This window comes from Pseudomonadota bacterium, assembly GCA_018817425.1.
Lineage (GTDB): Bacteria > Desulfobacterota > Desulfobacteria > Desulfobacterales > RPRI01 > RPRI01.
This window is the reverse complement of sequence record JAHITX010000040.1, coordinates 55101-72651: the sequence shown is the minus strand read 5'-3', so window position 1 is coordinate 72651 and position 17551 is coordinate 55101. Positions and strand designations below refer to the sequence as shown.

Here is a 17551-nt window from a genome sequence, read left to right as displayed (position 1 = left end):
GGAGAAATATCAATGTCTAAAATGTGTGAAATATGCGGCAAAAAACCTATGGCCGGCCATAATGTCAGTCATGCTCATAATGTAACAAACCGCAGGTTTAATCCTAATCTTCAGAACGTAAGGGCAATCCATAACGGTCAGGTTAAAAAAATGGTTGTCTGTACAAGTTGTATAAAATCAGGCCTTGTGGTTAAAGCTCCATAGCTTTTTTTTATTCATTGATTCGCTTTGCATCTATAATGAGTTTTATTTTCTTCATTTCCGATAATAATTTTTTCAAATGATCGGTATCTTTAATTGTAAGTGTAAAAAAGGAATCAACGATTTTGTTTTCCTTTGTAACACTATTTGCACTCAATATATTTGCGGCATTTTTGCTTATATTTGATGCAATATCTGCAAGAAGGCCAACCCTGTCATAAGCAGCAATATGAATTTTAACCGGATAAAATTCGGATGAATCTATATTCCACTCAACATCTATCTGTCTTTCAGGATTCATTGTCAGGGCATTAGCGCAAATAGTTCTGTGAACGGTAACCCCATAACCCTGAGTAATATATCCTGTTATCGGATCACCAGGTACAGGCTGACAGCATTTTCCGAATTTTATTAAAATATCATCAAATCCTTTAACAACAACACCTGATACCTGCTTTTTCTTTTTTACCTTTCCTATTAATTTATCTAATATTGATTCATCATTTTCCTCCTCCGGTCTTGATATAAATTTTCTTACAATCTGGAGCGGAGTGGTTTTTCCATAACCTACACTTTCAACCAAATCATCTACGGTTTTAAACCCTAATTGATCAACAACCTTGCCCATCTCTTCTGTTTTTATAAGAGCCGAAAAATTCAAACGCTCTTTTCTAAAAGCTTTTTCGCATATTTCACGTCCAAGTGTTATGCTGCGATCTTTTTCCTGAGTTTTAATCCATTGCCTTATTCTTGCCCTTGCTTTGACCGTTTTTACAAACTTAAGCCAGTCCTTGCTTGGATGATGACCCTTGGATGTTATTATCTCAATAATATTTCCTGTTTGAAGTTCATAACTTAACGGAACCATACGCCCGTTTACTTTTGCCCCTGAACACTGATTGCCGACCTCGGTATGTATCTGAAAAGCAAAATCAACAGGTGTAGCCCCTTTAGGAAGTGATTTGATAGCTCCTTTAGGAGTAAACACATAAACCTCATCCGGATAAAGGTCTATGCGGACATTTTCAAGAAATTCAACCGGGTCATTGGTTTCTTTCTGATTATCTACAAGATTTTGTATCCATGAGAATTTATTACTCACATTTTCGTCAATTTGCTTTCCCTCTTTGTAGCCCCAATGCGCTGCAATTCCGGACCTGGCAATTTTGTCCATTTCCCATGTTCTGATCTGTATTTCGATACGCTCGCCTATCGGGCCAACAACAGTAGTATGCAACGACTGATACATATTCGGTTTTGGGAAACCGATATAATCTTTAAACTTATGAGCTATGGGTTTCCATAAAGCATGCACAAGCCCTAAAGCCTCATAACATTTTGGAATCGTATCTAAAATTATTCTGAATGCAATGATATCATAAATCTGTTCAAAAGTGAGGTTCTGATTATTCATCTTCTGGAATATGCTATAGTAATTTTTATACCTGCCCGACACTTCGCATTTTATGTTGTTTTCATCCATTTTTTTCCGGATGAAATCCTTAACAGTTTCAACATATTTTTCGCGGTCCTCTTTATCTTTACTTACCTGATTTTTTATTATTAAAAACTCATCCGGATAAATGTTCATAAATGCGATATTTTCAAGATCCTGCTTTATCCAGTATATTCCAAGACGGGCCGCTATCGGAGTATATATATCAAGGGTTTCCTGAGCTATTTTTATTCTTTTTTCTTTGGTTTGGTATTGAAGGGTTCTCATATTATGGAGGCGATCGGCAAGTTTTATTAATACTACTCTTATATCGTCAGCCATAGCAAGCAACATTTTTCTTATGCTCTCAGCTTCGCGAACATGTGAATCGCTAAAAGGGATTTTGCTTAGTTTTGTTACACCTGAAACAATGTGTAAGACTTCTTCTCCGAAAATCTCTTTTATTTCTTCAACGGTAGCATGTGTATCCTCAATAACATCATGCAATAAACCTGCAGCGATACTTATAACATCCAGCCTCATATCAGCAAGAATCCCGGCTACCTCAAGAGGATGTGAAAGATATGGCTCTCCCGATAAACGTACCTGGCCATCATGAACCCTTGCTGAATATACATAGGCGCGGTCAAGTATATCAAGATCGGCATCAGGATTATAAGCGTTAACCTTATCAATTATATCTGTAATTCTGATCATTAGCCTTCTTTCTAATAGGCTTTGGCAAATATTACTCTACATCTGCTTGGCCTGCCGCAACATACACATTTGCCTTTTTCTTCTTCCTGATTAAGAGGAATACATCTTATTGTTACACTCAAATCTTCTTTTATTTTCGCCTCACATTCATTTGTACCGCACCAGTGAGATAAAGCAAAACCACCGTGAATTTCAGGTTTATCTTTGTTTAAAGGAGTAAAAAATTCATAAAAATCTGTGCCGCCATCTATTGATACAGTATTTTTTTCCTTAAAATCATAAGCTTTATCATAAAGATTTTTTTGAATTTCATCGAGAATATTTACAATTTCATTTATAAATTGATTCTTTTGCATAGAGATTTTTTCCCTGTGCGGTTTATCTCTTCTTCCAAAGTAAACAGAATCTTTGGCAATATCTCTAGGACCTATTTCAACTCTTAAAGGTATGCCCTTTTTAATCCAATCCCAGCCTCTTGCTCCTCCAATATCTCTGTCATCAATTTCTACTCGAATTTTGCGGTGGTGGTAGAAAATGTTTCTTAGTTCTAGTGCAAGCTTATCAGTATATTCCATTACATTTGATTTATCATCAGGTGATCTGTATATTGGAATCAGCACAATATGGGACGATGCCACTCTGGGAGGAAGAATTACTCCGTCATCATCCCCGTGTGTCATTATTATTCCACCTATAAGGCGTGTTGAAACACCCCATGAAGTAGTCCATGCGTATTCTTCTTTTTCTTCAAATGACTGGAATTTTATCTCTGATGCTTTTGCAAAATTCTGCCCGAGAAAATGAGACGTTCCGGCCTGAAGTCCTTTTTTATCCTGCATCATTCCTTCTATGCTAAATGTCTCAACAGCTCCGGGAAATTTCTCGGCTTCGGTCTTTCTACCCTTTGTTACGGGCATGGCAAGATATTCTTCGGCAAGCTTAGTATATACATCAAGCATCATTTTTGTTCTTTCCAAAGCTTCTTTTTCCGTTGCATGGGCAGTATGGCCTTCCTGCCATAAGAATTCGCTGGTCCTTAAAAAAATACGTGTTCTCATCTCCCACCTGACAACATTGGCCCACTGGTTTATAAGAAGCGGAAGATCTCTATAGCTGTTTATCCAGTTTGAAAAAGCATCGCCTATAATAGTTTCAGATGTAGGTCTGACAACTAATGGTTCGGTTAAAGGTCCGGCAGGAGAAAGACCTCCTTCTTCGTTCTTTTCAAGCCTGTGGTGAGTAACTACAGCGCATTCTTTTGCAAAACCCTCAACATGGGCGGCTTCTTTTTCCAGAAAACCAAGAGGTATAAAAAGAGGGAAATAAGCGTTTTTTACACCCGTCTCTTTAAGCATGTCATCAAGTTCACGAACTATGTTCTCCCACAAGCTATAACCCCAAGGCTTTATGACCATACATCCTCTTACGGGAGATTTTTCTGCCATATCCGATACTTTCACCGCTTGTTGATACCACTCTGAATAATCTTCTTCTCTTGTAGGAGTTATTGCATTTTTTTCCTCTTTTCCCATATTACCCTTCCCTAAGTTTTGTCTTCAATGTCAAAAATATTATAATTTTTCTAAAAGTTTTTGCTATAGTTTTGCAATTTCTTCAAGAAGAATATCTACAAGCATTTCCTGCGGAAATTTTTTTACTACCCTGCCCTTTTTAAAAAGAATGCCTGTTCCGTCACCTCCGGCAACCCCGATATCAGCCTCTTTAGCCTCTCCAGGGCCATTAACAACACACCCCATGACAGCAAGTTTTATATTAGCAGAACTTGTTAAAAGCTCTTTTTCAATGCGTTCCACAATCTCAAAAAGATTTATATTACACCGTCCGCAGGTCGGGCATGAAATAATCTCAGGCCCCCGCTTTCTGATATCAAGTGCTTTTAAAATTTCATATCCCGCCCTTATTTCCTCTACCGGGTCTCTTGTTAAAGAAACCCTGATAGTGTCACCAATACCTTCAGCAAGCAGCATCCCGATACCAAGAGTTGATTTAACAAGACCCGGAAAAAGAGATCCGGCTTCAGTTACACCAACGTGTAAAGGAAAATCGGTTTTTTCAGAAAGTAGCCTGTATGCTTCTACAGTGCGGAATACATCCGATGCCTTGATTGATATTTTTAGTTCATGAAAATCCAGCGATCTTAAAATATCAATATTACGCATTGCACTTTCAACCATTGCCGCAGGAGTTGCGCCATTATATTTTTTCAGCAGATCCTTTTCAAGCGAGCCGGCATTTACTCCAATTCTAATCGGTATGTTATATTGTTTTGAACAGTCAACAATCTTTTGTATCTTTTTTATTCCTCCGATATTGCCGGGGTTTAATCTTAAACCGTCGGCTCCCGCCTTTGCAGAAGCGATAGCAAGTTGATAATCAAAATGTATATCGGCTATTAGAGGAATTGAGATCTGCTTTTTAATCGAAGCTATTGCAGCAGCTGACTCTTTGTCAGGAACAGCAACCCTTACAATCTCACATCCGGCCTGTTCAAGATTTTTAATCTGTGCAACAGTTGCTTGTATATCAGATGTAAATGTATTGGTCATGGATTGCACCGTAACCGGAGACATTCCACCTACCTTAACACCACCGACAGATATCTGGCGAGTTTCTTTTCGTTGAATTGGAAATGGCATAAAATATCACAATTTTAGATTGTTTGCGAAGGTATCAATGGTTGATAATTATAGAAATACCGATGCGTTTTGCTGCATTATCTTGAAATCATTCTCAGTCAGGCCTGCGCCACAAACAACTTTTACTGCCTGATTGCTGCCGATAAAATCTGAAGGATCATGAGAATCAGTATTTATTATAAGCTTTGCCCCTGCCTTTACTGCAAGCCTGGCAACATGACCATTTGTAAGGCTGTGTCCCTTGCGGGCAGAAATCTCAAGAAGTATTCCTTTCTCTTTTGCAATCAAAACTTCTTCTTCCGATATAAGCCCGGGATGAGCTAAAATATTTATATCCGCATCAAGAGCAGCCCTGTTTGTACCCGGAGCAACCGGCTCAACAATTGTTTCCCCATGTACTATTATTATTCTTGCTCCAAGACTGCGCGCTCTTCTTGCACATTCCGATATCAAAGGCGGAGGTACATGGGTAAGCTCAATTCCGGGTATAACCTTAATACTCATGAATCTGTTCAAGTCTATTGCAACAGAAACAATCCTTGGGATTATATAATCTATGTTTGAAGAATCTCCGTGATCGGTAATTCCTATTCCTTTAAGGCCTGCATATTCAGCCCTTCTTGCAAGTTCGGACGGAATCAAAGCACCATCGCTGAATAACGAATGTGTATGAAGATCTATCACTTTGTATCTCCTTTTACGCCTTACATCTTTATATAAAAATCAATTTCTGCAATTCAGTTATACTTTGAATTTACCAAAATCTTCGGGTGAAAGATTTTCAAGATAATCTGCCCACATCTTGCCTTCCTCACTTGTATCCACCATTTCCGGTTTATCTTCAATCCCCTTTGATTTTTCAATAACCTTTTCAGCCAGATAGATAGGAGCATCAAAACGAATTGCTATTGCAATCGCATCGCTTGGCCTGGAATCGATATCAAAATGTCCCGAATCGGAAACGAAATGGATCTTTGCATAATATGTATTGCCTATCAAATCATATACTTCTATTCTGGATACTTTAATGTTCATAAGCTCGACAAAATTTTTAAAAAGATCGTGTGTCATTGGACGCTCGAACTTAATTTTCTGAAGCGCTGAGGCTATTGATGTTGCTTCAAGCAGCCCGATCCAGATGGGAACAGCATGTTCTCCATCTTCAGATTTTAATATTATTATCGGTGTATTTGACGCCGGATCCATAGCCAGTCCTGCAATACTTACTTTAAGCAGCATAAGTTTCCTCCTTTTTTGAATCAAATGGCTTTGGTTTAAAATCAACCGGTTTTCCGAAAAGAGAATGCAAAAATGCTTTTTCAATCTTAACGCCAAGTTTCTTGCCTATAAAAACATCATTAAAGGATTTTTCGCAGGCAAAATTTACAATTTTGTTTGTTGAAGTTCTTCCTGACCAGCAAATACTTTCAAATTCATTCCGTTGATTTGAAATTTCTTGTTTTTTGCTTAATCCGTCAACAAGTATAAGCTCATTTGATCCAATAAGAGCCCGATTCTTTTTTGTAGTATAATACTCCTGAACTTCCAACAGTTCCCTGAGCCTGCTTTTTTTTATGTTATCAGAAATTTGATTTGTAAATTTTGTTGCGGGTGCTTTTATTCTGTTAGAATACTCGAATGTAAACAGGCTGTCAAATTCCACTTCCTTAACAAGATCAAGAGTATCTTTATAATCTTCTTTTGTTTCTCCTGGAAAACCTACAATCACATCAGATGTTATAGCAATGCCGGGAGATATTTTTTTAAGCTTATAGATTTTTTCAAGATATTCTTCTCTTGTATATTTCCTGTTCATTTTTTTCAATATTTTATTTGAACCGGACTGAACCGGAAGATGTATATGATTGCATAGTTTTCCAAGATCTTTGAAGGCATACATAAGCTCATCCGAAAGGTCCTTAGGATGAGAAGTAGTAAATCTGATTCTAAAAAGTCCGTCTATTTCACTTACAAGTTTGAGAAGTTCAGTAAACGAGCAAAGACCTTCTTTCATACCGTAACTGTTAACATTTTGGCCTAAAAGCGTGATCTCCTGCACTCCGGTATTAACAAGTCTACGAATCTCTTCAACAATACTTTCAGGTTTTCTGCTTATTTCAGGACCTCTCACATGGGGAACCACACAATAAGTACAGTAATTATCACATCCGCGCATAATAGTCACAAACCTTGTAACTCCGTTATCAGCAATCGGAAAAACATCAGATGAAATCTCTATAATCTCATTATTCATTTCAATATCAGATATTCTGCGCTTTTTTATTGAAATATTTTTAATATGTTCCGGCAACCTGTTTATGGCATGTGTACCAAAAACAATGTCAATATATGTAAAGCGTTTAAGTATGTTCAAACCTTCCTGCTGGGCTACGCAACCTCCCACACAAATAATAAGGCCTGGCTTTTTTCTTTTCAGATTTGCAAGACGTCCAAAAAAACTGAAAGCTTTCTGCTCTGCTTTTTCTCTAATTGCACATGTATTTATAATTATTAGATCAGCCTCATCAAAAGAATCGGATAATTCATAGCCCAAAGGAGTTAATTGACCTATTATCTGCTCTGAATCATAAACATTCATCTGACAGCCGAAAGTATTTATGTACAGGTATTTTGTATTCATTATTTTATTATCTTAATTGACGTCCGTAATATATTCTTCAACCCAAATATTTTTTTTAAGATCCTGCAAAACCTCCTCGACATCATTTTCACATCCTGGAGGTATGCGAAACATTATAATTCCATTAAACCGGTCAATAGTAGTAATTATGGCAATTCCATCATATGCCTCAAAAATAAATTTTAGAAAAGCAATGTTTTTTCTGTCTATACGGTAATATTTCTCTGTAATTTTCAATATTATTCTCTTGAAAAAACCTAATGTCTGATAATAAAAAATATTCAATATTTAACTTAAATATTATAGTATCATTATGTTTTGCGCATTATCAATAAAAAATACTTTTTTTCTTATTGTTAGATTTTACAATATAGCGTATGTATTTTGCCGATGAAAAAAAAATTGCACATTCTTCAGCCCGATAAAAACCTTGTCGATAAAATCTCGAAAGCTGTAAAATGCACCCCCTTTATTGCATTATTACTGGTTAACCGGAGAATTATTACTGCCAAAGAGGCTCATGCTTTTTTAAATATTTCCATTGATAATCTAAGGCCACCTTTTTTCATAAAAGACATGGAAATAGCCGTAAATCGTATTTATAAAGCAATTATGAGCCGTGAAAAAATACTTGTCTTCGGTGATTATGATGTTGACGGTGTTACTTCAACCGCACTTCTTGTAGAATTTCTGCTGCACACCGGAGCTGATGTTTCATATTATATTCCGGACAGGCTAAAAGAAGGATACGGCCTACGCGAAAAGCATATACCCGAAATCGCCAGAGCAAATAACATTAACCTGATTATCACGGTTGATTGCGGTTCAAGCAGCCATGAAGCTGCAACAGCCGCTAATGATGCCGGCATAGATATAATTATAACTGATCATCATAAAGTTTCTGAAAAACTTCCTGAAGCGTTAGCTATTATAAGCCCAAAACGTCCCGATTGCAGTTCGGGCCTTTACGATCTTGCAGGTGTAGGCGTTGCTTTTTATCTTGTTATTTGTCTCAGGAAACATTTGCGCGACATGCATTTCTGGGATACGCATCCGGAACCAAACCTTAAGAACCTTTGTGATCTTATTGCTCTTGGCACCGTTGCAGATATGGTACCACTGCTGGAAGAAAACAGAATTCTCACAAAAACCGGGCTTGATCTTATCAATTCCGGCAAAAGGCCGGGAATAAATGCTTTAGTTAAGGCAAGTAATTGCAAAAACAGTATTGATTCAGAAGATATTGCCTTCAGGCTTGCCCCCCGCATAAATGCAATGGGAAGAGTTGATAATGCAAAAGACGCAGTCAAACTTCTTTTGACAAATAATCCTAATACTGCGGATAATATCGCCCGGCAAATGAATTCGATGAATATAAAAAGACAAAATATAGAAAAAAAGATCTTTAATGAAATTTTAGAATATATACAAAATAATCCCAACATACTTTTAAAAAAATCCATTGTTCTTTCACACCATAGCTGGCACGAAGGAGTACTTGGCATAATTGCTTCAAAGCTTGTCGAAAGATATAACCGCCCAACCATACTTTTTGCACAAAAAGATGACATAGCAAAAGGTTCCGGAAGAAGTACTTCTTATTTTGATTTATACGAAGGTCTTGCGGCTTGTTCTAATCTTTTAGAAGCTTTTGGCGGTCATTCCATGGCGGCAGGGGTAACAATAAAGATACAAAACTTAAGCTTGTTTGAGCGTGAATTTGAAAATACTGTTTTACAAATATCTCATTCCGAAGATCTGTTGACAGATATATGTATAGACTATGAGCTTGCTTTTGATGAGATATGCGCGGATTTCATTGATGAAATCGAGTCTTTAAAGCCTTTTGGGACGGGAAACCCGGAGCCGGTTTTTCTTGCACGAAACATTAGTGTAATTTCTTCAGATATAGTCGGAGAAAATCACAGACGTATGGTTTTAAGTGATAAAACAGGAAATATAAATCTTGTTTACAATGCTATACATTTTAATATCGATAAAGATATGCCTGAAATAGATTTTTTTGAGCAAATTGCATTTAGGCTTCGATGGAACCGGTGGAACGGAAATAAATCTATCCAGCTTGTTATAGAAAATATATAATTTCCCTTGCATTTCTGTCTATGTGCAATTATTATACAACAACTTTTTAGCTTGTAATAAAAGGCAATACCAAAACAAAATATGCAGTTTTAAGTAAAGTTATTTTTATTAAGCTGCCAATCTTAATCAATAATATAGGGGAATGCAAATGGCCAAGGTATTCCGGGCAAGTAACAGAGAATCAAGTATTTTATCAAAAATTGAATCTTCAAAAGAATATGCTCGCAGACAAGCAATTAACACTGTTAAAGAGTGTTATGAGCCACTTTCCAATGCTATTACTACAAAGCTTATAGAAGATAACCTCATAGAAACTACCAACAAAAACAGTTCTGAAGAACAAATTCGGATGTGTCTTGAAAAATTAACCCGGTCTGAAGATTTCGACATAGATTTCGTTATTGCTCCCTATAGAAATCTGCTTTCTCAACCCAATGTAGTTTCGCTTTATGTAACATCTTTTGTAATTGAACAACTCATAAAACATAAAGATATTATTGAAATTTTTGGTTCTGATGAAGATCTGTATAATTGCATTAACAAACAGGTTATGAAATTTCTATCAGCATAATGCGTCCCATTTTTCATCCAAGGACAGTAAACGGTCCTTTCGATGATCCCGGATTATTTATTTCTTTTCTCTTTGATAAACGGGCTGTGTTATTTGATCTTGGAGATATTTATTCTCTTTCATCAAAAGATATACTTAAAATCAGTCATGTTTTTGTATCACATACCCACATGGATCATTTCTCAGGTTTTGACAGGCTGCTGCGCCTTTCTCTGGGACGAAACAAAGATATTCATCTTTATGGACCGGAAGGTTTTTTAAATAATATCGAAGGCAAACTCGCAGGGTATTCATGGAATCTTGTTCAAAATTACACTAATTCCTTAATTCTGCATGCAACAGAAATCAAGCCGAATCAACAACTAACAAAAACATACCGCTGTATCAACAAATTTTATCCTGATTCCAAAGTAATAATAACCGGGTTTAACAAAATCCTTTTTGAAGAACCGGCTTTTAGTATCTCTACTTTAATCCTGGACCATGAAATACCATGTCTTGGCTTTTCAATAAAAGAACGCTTTCATATAAACATAATTAAAGAAAATGTTGAAGCTTTAGGACTTGAAATCGGTCCATGGCTTAAAAATTTAAAAGATGCACTGTTTAAGCAACAAGATCCTGATTCTGAATTTGAGGTTTTTGTAAATGAAAACAAAAAAAAATTTATACTTGGTGAGCTTTCCAAAAAGATAGTATTAATGACTGAGGGCCAGAAAATAACCTATATTGGAGATGTAGCATTCAATAAATACAACATAGATAAAATAATTGAATTTGCAAAAAATTCTGACCATCTTTATATAGAGGCGAGTTTTCTGCACAAGGATTGTGCACTTGCGGAAAAGAAATTCCATCTCACTGCAAGACAGGCCGGCTATCTGGCAGCTATGGCAAAAACAAAACAATTTACCATTTTTCATTTTTCTCCCCGATATTTCGGGTATGAAAAAGATTTATATAATGAGGCAAAAGAGGAATATGGAAAATATATAAAGTAAGTTAATGCAGGTTCAAGGTTAAGGGCAAGATAAAATCAGAAGTTAATAGGTTGGTAAATAAAATCACAGCGAATAGCAGTAAGTAAATCAGGATATATGCTATTCGCTGTTTGTTTTTTGAATTGGATTAAGATTTATATAGTTTAAGATGGCATCTTATGCAAAGGCATATAAATAATACAAGCCTGATATTCTAACGTTTCGAGAACTGAAATCTTGCTCTTGCGCCTTTTTGACCATATTTCTTTCTTTCTTTTATTCTTGGATCTCTTTTTACAAAACCTGCTTTTTTCAAAACCGACCTTAAATCAGGGTTTGATTGGATAAGAGCTCTTGTTATACCCAATCTGACTGCGCCTGACTGTCCGGTAATCCCACCACCCAAAACGCGGACTTTAACATCAAATGTTCCAAGCGTATTGGTAATTACAAAAGGCCTGATTAAATTAATTCTTGCTGATTCAATCTTAAAATAATCTTCGATAGGTTTATCGTTAATTATAACCTGTCCCGTTCCCGGTTTCATCCAAGTTTTAGCGATAGCGCTTTTTCGTCTTCCGGTGGCATAAAATATGTTTTGTTTCTCCATTTAATTCCCCAATAAAAAAAGTATTATCAAAGTGTAATTATCTCAGGCGTCTGGGCTTCATGAGGGTGCTTATCTCCGGCATAAACTTTGAGTTTTTTATAAAGCTTAGCTCCCAGCTTGTTTTTGGGTAACATACCTTTTACTGCAAACCGGATAATATCTTCGGGCTTTTTTTCAAGAAGTTTTTTTGCATTAATTTCTTTAAGACCACCTACATATCCGCTATGTCTATAATAGCGTTTCTGTTCCAGTTTTCTTCCGGTAAGAGCAATTTTATCAGCATTAATTACAATAACGCTTTCGCCCATATCTACATGAGGGGTAAACAAGGGATTATTTTTACCTCTTAGACGTGAAGCTACATTCGTTGCAAGCCTTCCAAGTATAGCTCCGTTTGCATCAATGATTACCCATTTATCTTGATTATCTGTATTCTTTGCACTGTATGTATATTTTTTCACAACGAAAACTCCTGTATTTTTAGAATCTGATACTTTTAAATAAATTAACTGAATGTGTCAAGAAAAAAGTATTTATTTTGAATAATTAAATTGTATCAAGCCGATTTTTTTCTTTGTCAAAAAATGAATGCCGTATATCAACATTTAATATAATAGTCGTATAGTAACATCAAGGTCTTGACGAAAGATCTCCGTATGTGGTTTACTTCAATTTCACTTTGCAACGGCAAGGTAAAATTTTAAACAGATTAATAACATGCATTGTTTTTGGCAATAAAAATTTGCAAATAGTATGTGATCGTAGCGAAATATGAAATATATAGAATTAGATAATATTGATAGCCTGTCAGAAGGCATGCTCAAAGATGATGAGGTTTTTTCTTTTCAATGCCACAGCGAACTTACCTGTTTTAATAAATGCTGCCGTAATATCAATCTGTTTTTATATCCATATGATGTTTTAAGGCTTAAAAATAAGCTTGGAATTTCTTCAGATGAATTTCTTGAAAAATATATCGATATAGTTATGCGTCCTTCAGGGTTTTTCCCTGATGTACTTTTGCGAATGTCTGAATCTTATGAGAAAACATGCCCTTTTTTAACTGAAAAAGGTTGTTCCGTTTATATTGACAGACCCGATACCTGCCGGACTTTTCCAGTTGAGCAGGGTATCTTTTATGATGCTAAGAGAAAAGAAAATATGCCAATCTATTTTTTTAAACCGCCCGATTTTTGTCTGGGACAACATGAAAACAAAAAGTGGACAGCATCTTCATGGGCAAAAGATCAGGATGCATCTATACATAATCAAATGACTGCCCAGTGGGGTGAGCTTGCAAGCCTTTTTAAAAACAACCCTTGGGGAAGCGAAGGCCCTGAAGGATCAAAAGCAAAAATGGCTTTTATGGCTACTTATAATATTGACAGTTTCAAAGACTTTGTATTCAAAAGCAGCTTTTTAAAGCGCTACAAAATCAAATACGATCTTTTATCAAAAATAAAAACCAATGATACGGCATTATTAAAATTAGGCTTTGCCTGGATAAAATATTTTTTATGGGGGATAAAAAATAAAAATATCCAGCAAAGATAATTTTTAAAATATCATTCTTGATCCCGGCCTTCTTTCAGGAACATATTCATGTTCATCGGTATCTTCGTTCCATTCTTTTGAGACATAAAGACCGCAATAGCAACTCCCGTATTGTTTCACATCTTTAACCCTATATACGCAAGGACATATTATATCTTCATCATTTTTTCTGTCTCCGGATGCGAGCCTGCATGGACATGCCATATATCCATAGCGTTCTTTATTGAAACAAAGGGACTCAAGCAGATCTATTACTACTGCTTTGTCTTTATTAAAATAATACCCCTTGGGTTCCTGAACTTTTTTTAACATTTCATATAGTATTTCAGGTTCCATTTATATTCCTAACGCCTCCTTGATTTCTTCTTCTTTAAAGCCGGCAACTACCTTATCGCCTATTATTATTGTAGGAAAAGAACAATCGGGATTAATTTTTTTTATCTCTTCAAGGATTTCATTTCTTTCTTTTCCCTTTAAAAGATCTACATCAACAAAATCATAATTTATTGTGCATTCATCAAAATATTTTTTGGCGTCTTTACAATGTCTGCAAGTACTAAGCGAATACATTTTTACCGGAGGCATATTATTTTCCTTTCATATTAGTTTATTATAAATTTTTATTTAACTGACAAGGCTCTCGGATACAACCAGCACAGGGCAGGTTGAAGATAAAACTACTTTTTCAATGGTATTTTTGAAAATTAAATTCCTGATACTTTTTTTGAATAAAGAGCTCATGATAATTAAATCAGTATTATTTTCAAAAGCAGTATCTAAGATTGCTTTCGGTCCATTTCCATTTTTTATAATTGTTTTAAACACAATTTTGGAAGAAAGTTTATTTATTCCATTAATAACTTCTTTTTTATTTATATTATCATCTATAATAAGCAATTCCCCACCATATGCTTTTGTAATTTCCATTGCTTTTTTAACTGCCATTCCATCATGTTGGGATTTATTTTTTGAAACAAGGATTTTATCCCAGCCGATTGAAGTGTTTTGCGGTATTATAAGAATATCTTTTGAACCATAACGGATTATTTTTTCCGCAACCCCTTTAATTAGCGTCCTGTATAAGGTATTTTTCTTTTCAACCCCGGCAACTATAAGATCAAAACCCTCTTTTTCAGCATATTCCATTATTTTCTCAAAAGGTTCACCTTCCAAGCACAAAGCCTGAATGGAGGCATCAATTTGTTCAACAGTTTCTTTTATTTTAGCAAGAGTGATTTTACAGGGTTCGCTTAACAATGCATCCAGATTCTTAACACCCGTTAAACTCAAATCACCTTCATACGAAGGCGCAACATAAATCGCACAAACACTTCCCCTTACCCAGTAAGAAAGTTTTATAGATTCAGATAGTGCATGAAGACTTGCATCGGAACCATCAACTGCAACTAATATTTTGTCATATAATCCCATAATCTACGCTAAAAACACTTTATAAATACAGCCTGATCTAATCGGTATATACGGTAATTGGCAAAACTTTCATTTTGATACCTTTAACACCATTTACTCTTTCTGCTTTTGATATCAACTCGGGAGAAATATTGGATCTCTGATATTCGTGAACTCTGGCTACTACGCTCACTATGCCATCATTGGCACTTGTTTCCACATATGGGCATAAATCAAATAATTCAGCCCTGACCTCTGCCGCCAAAGCAAGATCTTCAATGCTTTTTTGTGATTCGGGAGTCGTTTTAAAATGCTCAAGCGATGCCGTATGACAAATTATATCTGCTGCATCATCTGTTGTTATGTTTTTAATATGAAGTATCAAATCATATAAGCTGTTATCCCATGTATCTATCCCATATAAAAAATGACTCCATTTTCTTCTCTGCTCATCATCTTTTTTTATGGTTTTAAGCGCCTTTTCCTCATTTACTTTTTCTCTTTTCATTTCTATTCTGATTCTGTCTTCCATGTCTGCTATAATACGGACCTTGAGCACATGCTTTATGTTTCTTACAAAAAAATGACCTGCAAGCCCATGATAAACAATGTCATCTTCACGCAGATATTTTAAAAGCGCCGTCTGAATATAGGTAACATACATCTCTTTACCATTGTTGAAACGATCAAGAATGGAAGGTGCATCACTAATGGCCCTTGCAAGCTTTATCTCGGGTATATGAAACATTTCAGATGCATCTAAAAGGATCTCTCTTGAAATACGATCATACCCCAGTTTTTTTGCAACCTTTTCAGCAACCTCCTCTCCACCGCTGTATGAAGCTCTGGAAATAGTTATGATTGACATAATACTCCTCCTTTCCCGGATTAAATGGTATGCTGTCCATAAGCTTAAAGCCGCTGGGCAGAAGGGGCCAACCCCCATATGGGACCACAACTATAAATACTATCTTTTTTAATAATATACCCGCCTTTGCTAAAAATCAAAGAAATAAGGGGTATGAAAATATTATTTTCATACCCCTTATTTTGACTTAACCCATATTAATTAATGTATCATAATATATTATGCCTTCCCATAACTTTCTTCTGTTGCAAACCTGGGTGATCTTGCTTTCCACATGCTTCCTAGTATAATTAATGCGCCGGTTACAAGAGCAAAACACATTATTCCAAAGCTTATCTTCGTCATCAGATTTATATCTCCTGCGTTCATAGATACCAGGCCTAGCTGATCTAAATACTTTGGTATTGCAAGCCCTCTGCTGACCGCAACAAGAAGCATGATTGTACCCATTACAATTTTGATCATATGATCTTTTACATATGTTGTTCCTATTGCCCCCAACTGAACACCAAAAAGAGATCCTGCAAGAATAAGAAGAGTGAGACGTATATCAATCATTCCATGCATTGCCCAGTTTATAGAACCCCCTAAACCCATAATAAACGCTATTACCAGCTCCGTTGCTGAAGCTATGATACTTGATGCTCCAACTACATATATCATTCCTGGTACACCTACAAAACCACCAACAGCAATCGTTGCTGCCAGCATTCCTGCAGCAAAACCGACAGGGATAGTAAACCATAATGATATTGTTAGATTTGCCTTTTTGAAATGAATCATAGGCGGAAGATTTATAGACTGGAGTTTCCGAGCCAGCATGGTTACCTTCTCAACGCCTCCGGTTTTGGCTATCTTCCATGCATCAAAAAAAACGTACCCACCAACTAGCACAAGAATAACAACAAAAGCCAAACTTACATACAGATTGGATCCGGCTTCACCCCATTTCTCGAGGATGTAATGCTGAATCTGAATTCCAACCTGAACTCCCACTACTGCTGAAGCCGCCGTAACAATTCCAAGCTTTAGATCCACCTGACCGTATTTAAAGCGTTTAAATGCCCCCACCATAGCTTTTGGGAACTTATGACACATATTGCTTGCCACAGCTACTGTGCCCGGCACTCCAAGACTCATCATGCCCGGAGTAAGAACAAATGCTCCGCCTGATCCGATAAAACCGCTTACAAGCCCTCCGATAAAACCAATTACAAACAAAAACAATATCGACATAAGATTTAAATCAATAAATTTTAAACTCTCCACTGCTAAATCCTGCATATCTCCTCCTCAAAATATTTATTAGCGATATAAATTAATATATATTCTACACTTTAAAAACTGTTTGCTTTTTTAATTTATAGTCTGTGAAAAGGATTGATGTATGCACGAGCCCGCGGTCTTTTCCTTGCAACTTTATTTGACCGCACATCATCTTTAACACTCTTTTCAATAGTAACAACCTTGGTATCAGTATGAGCCGCTTCAATTCCCATAAGAGACCAAAAATTACTGGCAAATGCTCCGTGAGCAAATGAAAAAGCAAAAACAGTCAAAATCGGCAACGCCGAATACCACCCACCCCTTGTGAAATAATCTGTTATTGTATCGGTATTCGTAAAAACCGCTGCATAGAGAGCTAAACTTATTGCACCATAGCCCAATGTTTTACCTACCGGTTTCTTTTGCTTGATTTCTTCAGCCATTTTCTTTCCTCCTTTTATATTTTTATTTGTAAAAACGCTAAAAACCGGAATCGTAACTTCAGCCGCAATCTTCTCCTTGCTTTCATCAGATCCGG

At 36.2% G+C, this 17551-nt stretch carries 20 protein-coding genes; 5 read left to right on the top strand and 15 right to left on the bottom strand.

Annotation, left to right across the window (positions count from 1 at the left end):
- The first annotated feature begins 12 nt into the window (after nucleotides 1–12).
- On the top strand, nucleotides 13–204 hold the full coding sequence (gene rpmB / locus KKC46_08365) for a 50S ribosomal protein L28 (protein MBU1053830.1): 192 nt from the start codon (nucleotides 13–15) through the stop codon (nucleotides 202–204).
- A 7-nt stretch (nucleotides 205–211) separates the two neighbouring features.
- On the opposite strand, the gene KKC46_08360 is transcribed toward rpmB, so the two are convergent.
- The 7 genes from KKC46_08360 to KKC46_08330 form a co-directional block, all read right to left on the bottom strand.
- A complete protein-coding gene (locus KKC46_08360) occupies nucleotides 212–2353 on the bottom strand; it encodes a bifunctional (p)ppGpp synthetase/guanosine-3',5'-bis(diphosphate) 3'-pyrophosphohydrolase (GenBank protein ID MBU1053829.1) in 2142 nt (713 codons plus the stop codon).
- An 11-nt stretch (nucleotides 2354–2364) separates the two neighbouring features.
- Complete coding sequence (gene proS, locus KKC46_08355) at nucleotides 2365–3885, bottom strand: proline--tRNA ligase (protein ID MBU1053828.1); 1521 nt, start codon at nucleotides 3883–3885, stop codon at nucleotides 2365–2367.
- A gap of 63 nt (nucleotides 3886–3948) precedes the next feature.
- Nucleotides 3949–5010, bottom strand: a complete 1062-nt coding sequence (gene ispG, locus KKC46_08350; GenBank protein MBU1053827.1) for a flavodoxin-dependent (E)-4-hydroxy-3-methylbut-2-enyl-diphosphate synthase — start codon at nucleotides 5008–5010, stop codon at nucleotides 3949–3951.
- A gap of 48 nt (nucleotides 5011–5058) precedes the next feature.
- Nucleotides 5059–5694 (bottom strand): histidinol phosphate phosphatase domain-containing protein, encoded by a 636-nt coding sequence (locus KKC46_08345; protein ID MBU1053826.1) that lies wholly within the window; start codon nucleotides 5692–5694, stop codon nucleotides 5059–5061.
- 57 nt (nucleotides 5695–5751) lie between these two features.
- The gene (locus KKC46_08340) at nucleotides 5752–6249 is read right to left on the bottom strand and encodes a bifunctional nuclease family protein (protein ID MBU1053825.1); all 498 of its coding nucleotides are present in this window, start codon (nucleotides 6247–6249) and stop codon (nucleotides 5752–5754) included.
- Nucleotides 6239–7651: a tRNA (N6-isopentenyl adenosine(37)-C2)-methylthiotransferase MiaB gene (gene miaB / locus KKC46_08335; GenBank protein ID MBU1053824.1), complete on the bottom strand. Its 1413-nt coding sequence runs from the start codon at nucleotides 7649–7651 to the stop codon at nucleotides 6239–6241. The genes KKC46_08340 and miaB overlap by 11 nt, the downstream gene beginning before the upstream one ends.
- A gap of 12 nt (nucleotides 7652–7663) precedes the next feature.
- Nucleotides 7664–7888, bottom strand: a complete 225-nt coding sequence (locus KKC46_08330) for a DUF4911 domain-containing protein (protein ID MBU1053823.1) — start codon at nucleotides 7886–7888, stop codon at nucleotides 7664–7666.
- A gap of 153 nt (nucleotides 7889–8041) precedes the next feature.
- On the opposite strand from KKC46_08330, the gene recJ reads away from it, so the two are divergent.
- The 3 genes from recJ to KKC46_08315 all read left to right on the top strand — a co-directional run bounded on the left by recJ (nucleotide 8042) and on the right by KKC46_08315 (nucleotide 11326).
- A complete protein-coding gene (recJ, locus tag KKC46_08325; protein ID MBU1053822.1) occupies nucleotides 8042–9754 on the top strand; it encodes a single-stranded-DNA-specific exonuclease RecJ in 1713 nt (570 codons plus the stop codon).
- A 148-nt stretch (nucleotides 9755–9902) separates the two neighbouring features.
- A complete protein-coding gene (locus KKC46_08320) occupies nucleotides 9903–10325 on the top strand; it encodes a hypothetical protein (protein MBU1053821.1) in 423 nt (140 codons plus the stop codon).
- On the top strand, nucleotides 10325–11326 hold the full coding sequence (locus KKC46_08315) for a ribonuclease Z (protein ID MBU1053820.1): 1002 nt from the start codon (nucleotides 10325–10327) through the stop codon (nucleotides 11324–11326). The genes KKC46_08320 and KKC46_08315 overlap by 1 nt, the downstream gene beginning before the upstream one ends.
- Before the next feature lie 193 nt (nucleotides 11327–11519).
- Here the strand turns inward: KKC46_08315 and rpsI are convergent, their stop codons facing one another.
- Together rpsI and rplM are read right to left on the bottom strand one after the other, a co-directional pair.
- A complete protein-coding gene (rpsI, locus tag KKC46_08310; GenBank protein ID MBU1053819.1) occupies nucleotides 11520–11915 on the bottom strand; it encodes a 30S ribosomal protein S9 in 396 nt (131 codons plus the stop codon).
- Nucleotides 11916–11941: 26 nt separating this feature from the next.
- Entirely contained in the window at nucleotides 11942–12376 is a 435-nt protein-coding gene (rplM, locus tag KKC46_08305) for a 50S ribosomal protein L13 (protein MBU1053818.1), read from the bottom strand.
- 310 nt (nucleotides 12377–12686) lie between these two features.
- Here rplM and KKC46_08300 point away from each other — a divergent pair, with 310 nt between their 5' ends.
- Nucleotides 12687–13469, top strand: coding sequence for a YkgJ family cysteine cluster protein (locus KKC46_08300; protein ID MBU1053817.1), 783 nt, complete (start codon nucleotides 12687–12689; stop codon nucleotides 13467–13469).
- Nucleotides 13470–13472: 3 nt separating this feature from the next.
- On the opposite strand, the gene KKC46_08295 is transcribed toward KKC46_08300, so the two are convergent.
- From KKC46_08295 to KKC46_08270, 6 genes are all read right to left on the bottom strand, one after another.
- On the bottom strand, nucleotides 13473–13805 hold the full coding sequence (locus tag KKC46_08295; protein ID MBU1053816.1) for a ferredoxin:thioredoxin reductase: 333 nt from the start codon (nucleotides 13803–13805) through the stop codon (nucleotides 13473–13475).
- On the bottom strand, nucleotides 13806–14054 hold the full coding sequence (locus tag KKC46_08290) for a glutaredoxin family protein (GenBank protein ID MBU1053815.1): 249 nt from the start codon (nucleotides 14052–14054) through the stop codon (nucleotides 13806–13808). It lies immediately after the preceding gene.
- A 39-nt stretch (nucleotides 14055–14093) separates the two neighbouring features.
- Nucleotides 14094–14900, bottom strand: a complete 807-nt coding sequence (locus KKC46_08285; protein ID MBU1053814.1) for a universal stress protein — start codon at nucleotides 14898–14900, stop codon at nucleotides 14094–14096.
- Nucleotides 14901–14937: 37 nt separating this feature from the next.
- A complete protein-coding gene (locus KKC46_08280) occupies nucleotides 14938–15747 on the bottom strand; it encodes a cytidylate kinase-like family protein (GenBank protein MBU1053813.1) in 810 nt (269 codons plus the stop codon).
- A gap of 219 nt (nucleotides 15748–15966) precedes the next feature.
- Entirely contained in the window at nucleotides 15967–17031 is a 1065-nt protein-coding gene (locus KKC46_08275) for a sulfite exporter TauE/SafE family protein (GenBank protein ID MBU1053812.1), read from the bottom strand.
- Between the two features lie 77 nt (nucleotides 17032–17108).
- On the bottom strand, nucleotides 17109–17456 hold the full coding sequence (locus KKC46_08270; protein ID MBU1053811.1) for a hypothetical protein: 348 nt from the start codon (nucleotides 17454–17456) through the stop codon (nucleotides 17109–17111).
- Between the last annotated feature and the right edge of the window lie 95 nt (nucleotides 17457–17551).

Bases quoted from the DNA above. Each gene is read 5' to 3' on its own strand.
- rpmB (MBU1053830.1), top strand. From the start codon at position 13: ATGTCTAAAATGTGTGAAATATGCGGCAAAAAACCTATGGCCGGCCAT.
- KKC46_08360 (MBU1053829.1), bottom strand. From the start codon at position 2,353: ATGATCAGAATTACAGATATAATTGATAAGGTTAACGCTTATAATCCT.
- proS (MBU1053828.1), bottom strand. From the start codon at position 3,885: ATGGGAAAAGAGGAAAAAAATGCAATAACTCCTACAAGAGAAGAAGAT.
- ispG (MBU1053827.1), bottom strand. From the start codon at position 5,010: ATGCCATTTCCAATTCAACGAAAAGAAACTCGCCAGATATCTGTCGGT.
- KKC46_08340 (MBU1053825.1), bottom strand. From the start codon at position 6,249: ATGCTGCTTAAAGTAAGTATTGCAGGACTGGCTATGGATCCGGCGTCA.
- miaB (MBU1053824.1), bottom strand. From the start codon at position 7,651: ATGAATACAAAATACCTGTACATAAATACTTTCGGCTGTCAGATGAAT.
- recJ (MBU1053822.1), top strand. From the start codon at position 8,042: ATGAAAAAAAAATTGCACATTCTTCAGCCCGATAAAAACCTTGTCGAT.
- KKC46_08320 (MBU1053821.1), top strand. From the start codon at position 9,903: ATGGCCAAGGTATTCCGGGCAAGTAACAGAGAATCAAGTATTTTATCA.
- KKC46_08315 (MBU1053820.1), top strand. From the start codon at position 10,325: ATGCGTCCCATTTTTCATCCAAGGACAGTAAACGGTCCTTTCGATGAT.
- rpsI (MBU1053819.1), bottom strand. From the start codon at position 11,915: ATGGAGAAACAAAACATATTTTATGCCACCGGAAGACGAAAAAGCGCT.
- KKC46_08300 (MBU1053817.1), top strand. From the start codon at position 12,687: ATGAAATATATAGAATTAGATAATATTGATAGCCTGTCAGAAGGCATG.
- KKC46_08295 (MBU1053816.1), bottom strand. From the start codon at position 13,805: ATGGAACCTGAAATACTATATGAAATGTTAAAAAAAGTTCAGGAACCC.
- KKC46_08290 (MBU1053815.1), bottom strand. From the start codon at position 14,054: ATGCCTCCGGTAAAAATGTATTCGCTTAGTACTTGCAGACATTGTAAA.
- KKC46_08285 (MBU1053814.1), bottom strand. From the start codon at position 14,900: ATGGGATTATATGACAAAATATTAGTTGCAGTTGATGGTTCCGATGCA.
- KKC46_08280 (MBU1053813.1), bottom strand. From the start codon at position 15,747: ATGTCAATCATAACTATTTCCAGAGCTTCATACAGCGGTGGAGAGGAG.
- KKC46_08275 (MBU1053812.1), bottom strand. From the start codon at position 17,031: ATGCAGGATTTAGCAGTGGAGAGTTTAAAATTTATTGATTTAAATCTT.
- KKC46_08270 (MBU1053811.1), bottom strand. From the start codon at position 17,456: ATGGCTGAAGAAATCAAGCAAAAGAAACCGGTAGGTAAAACATTGGGC.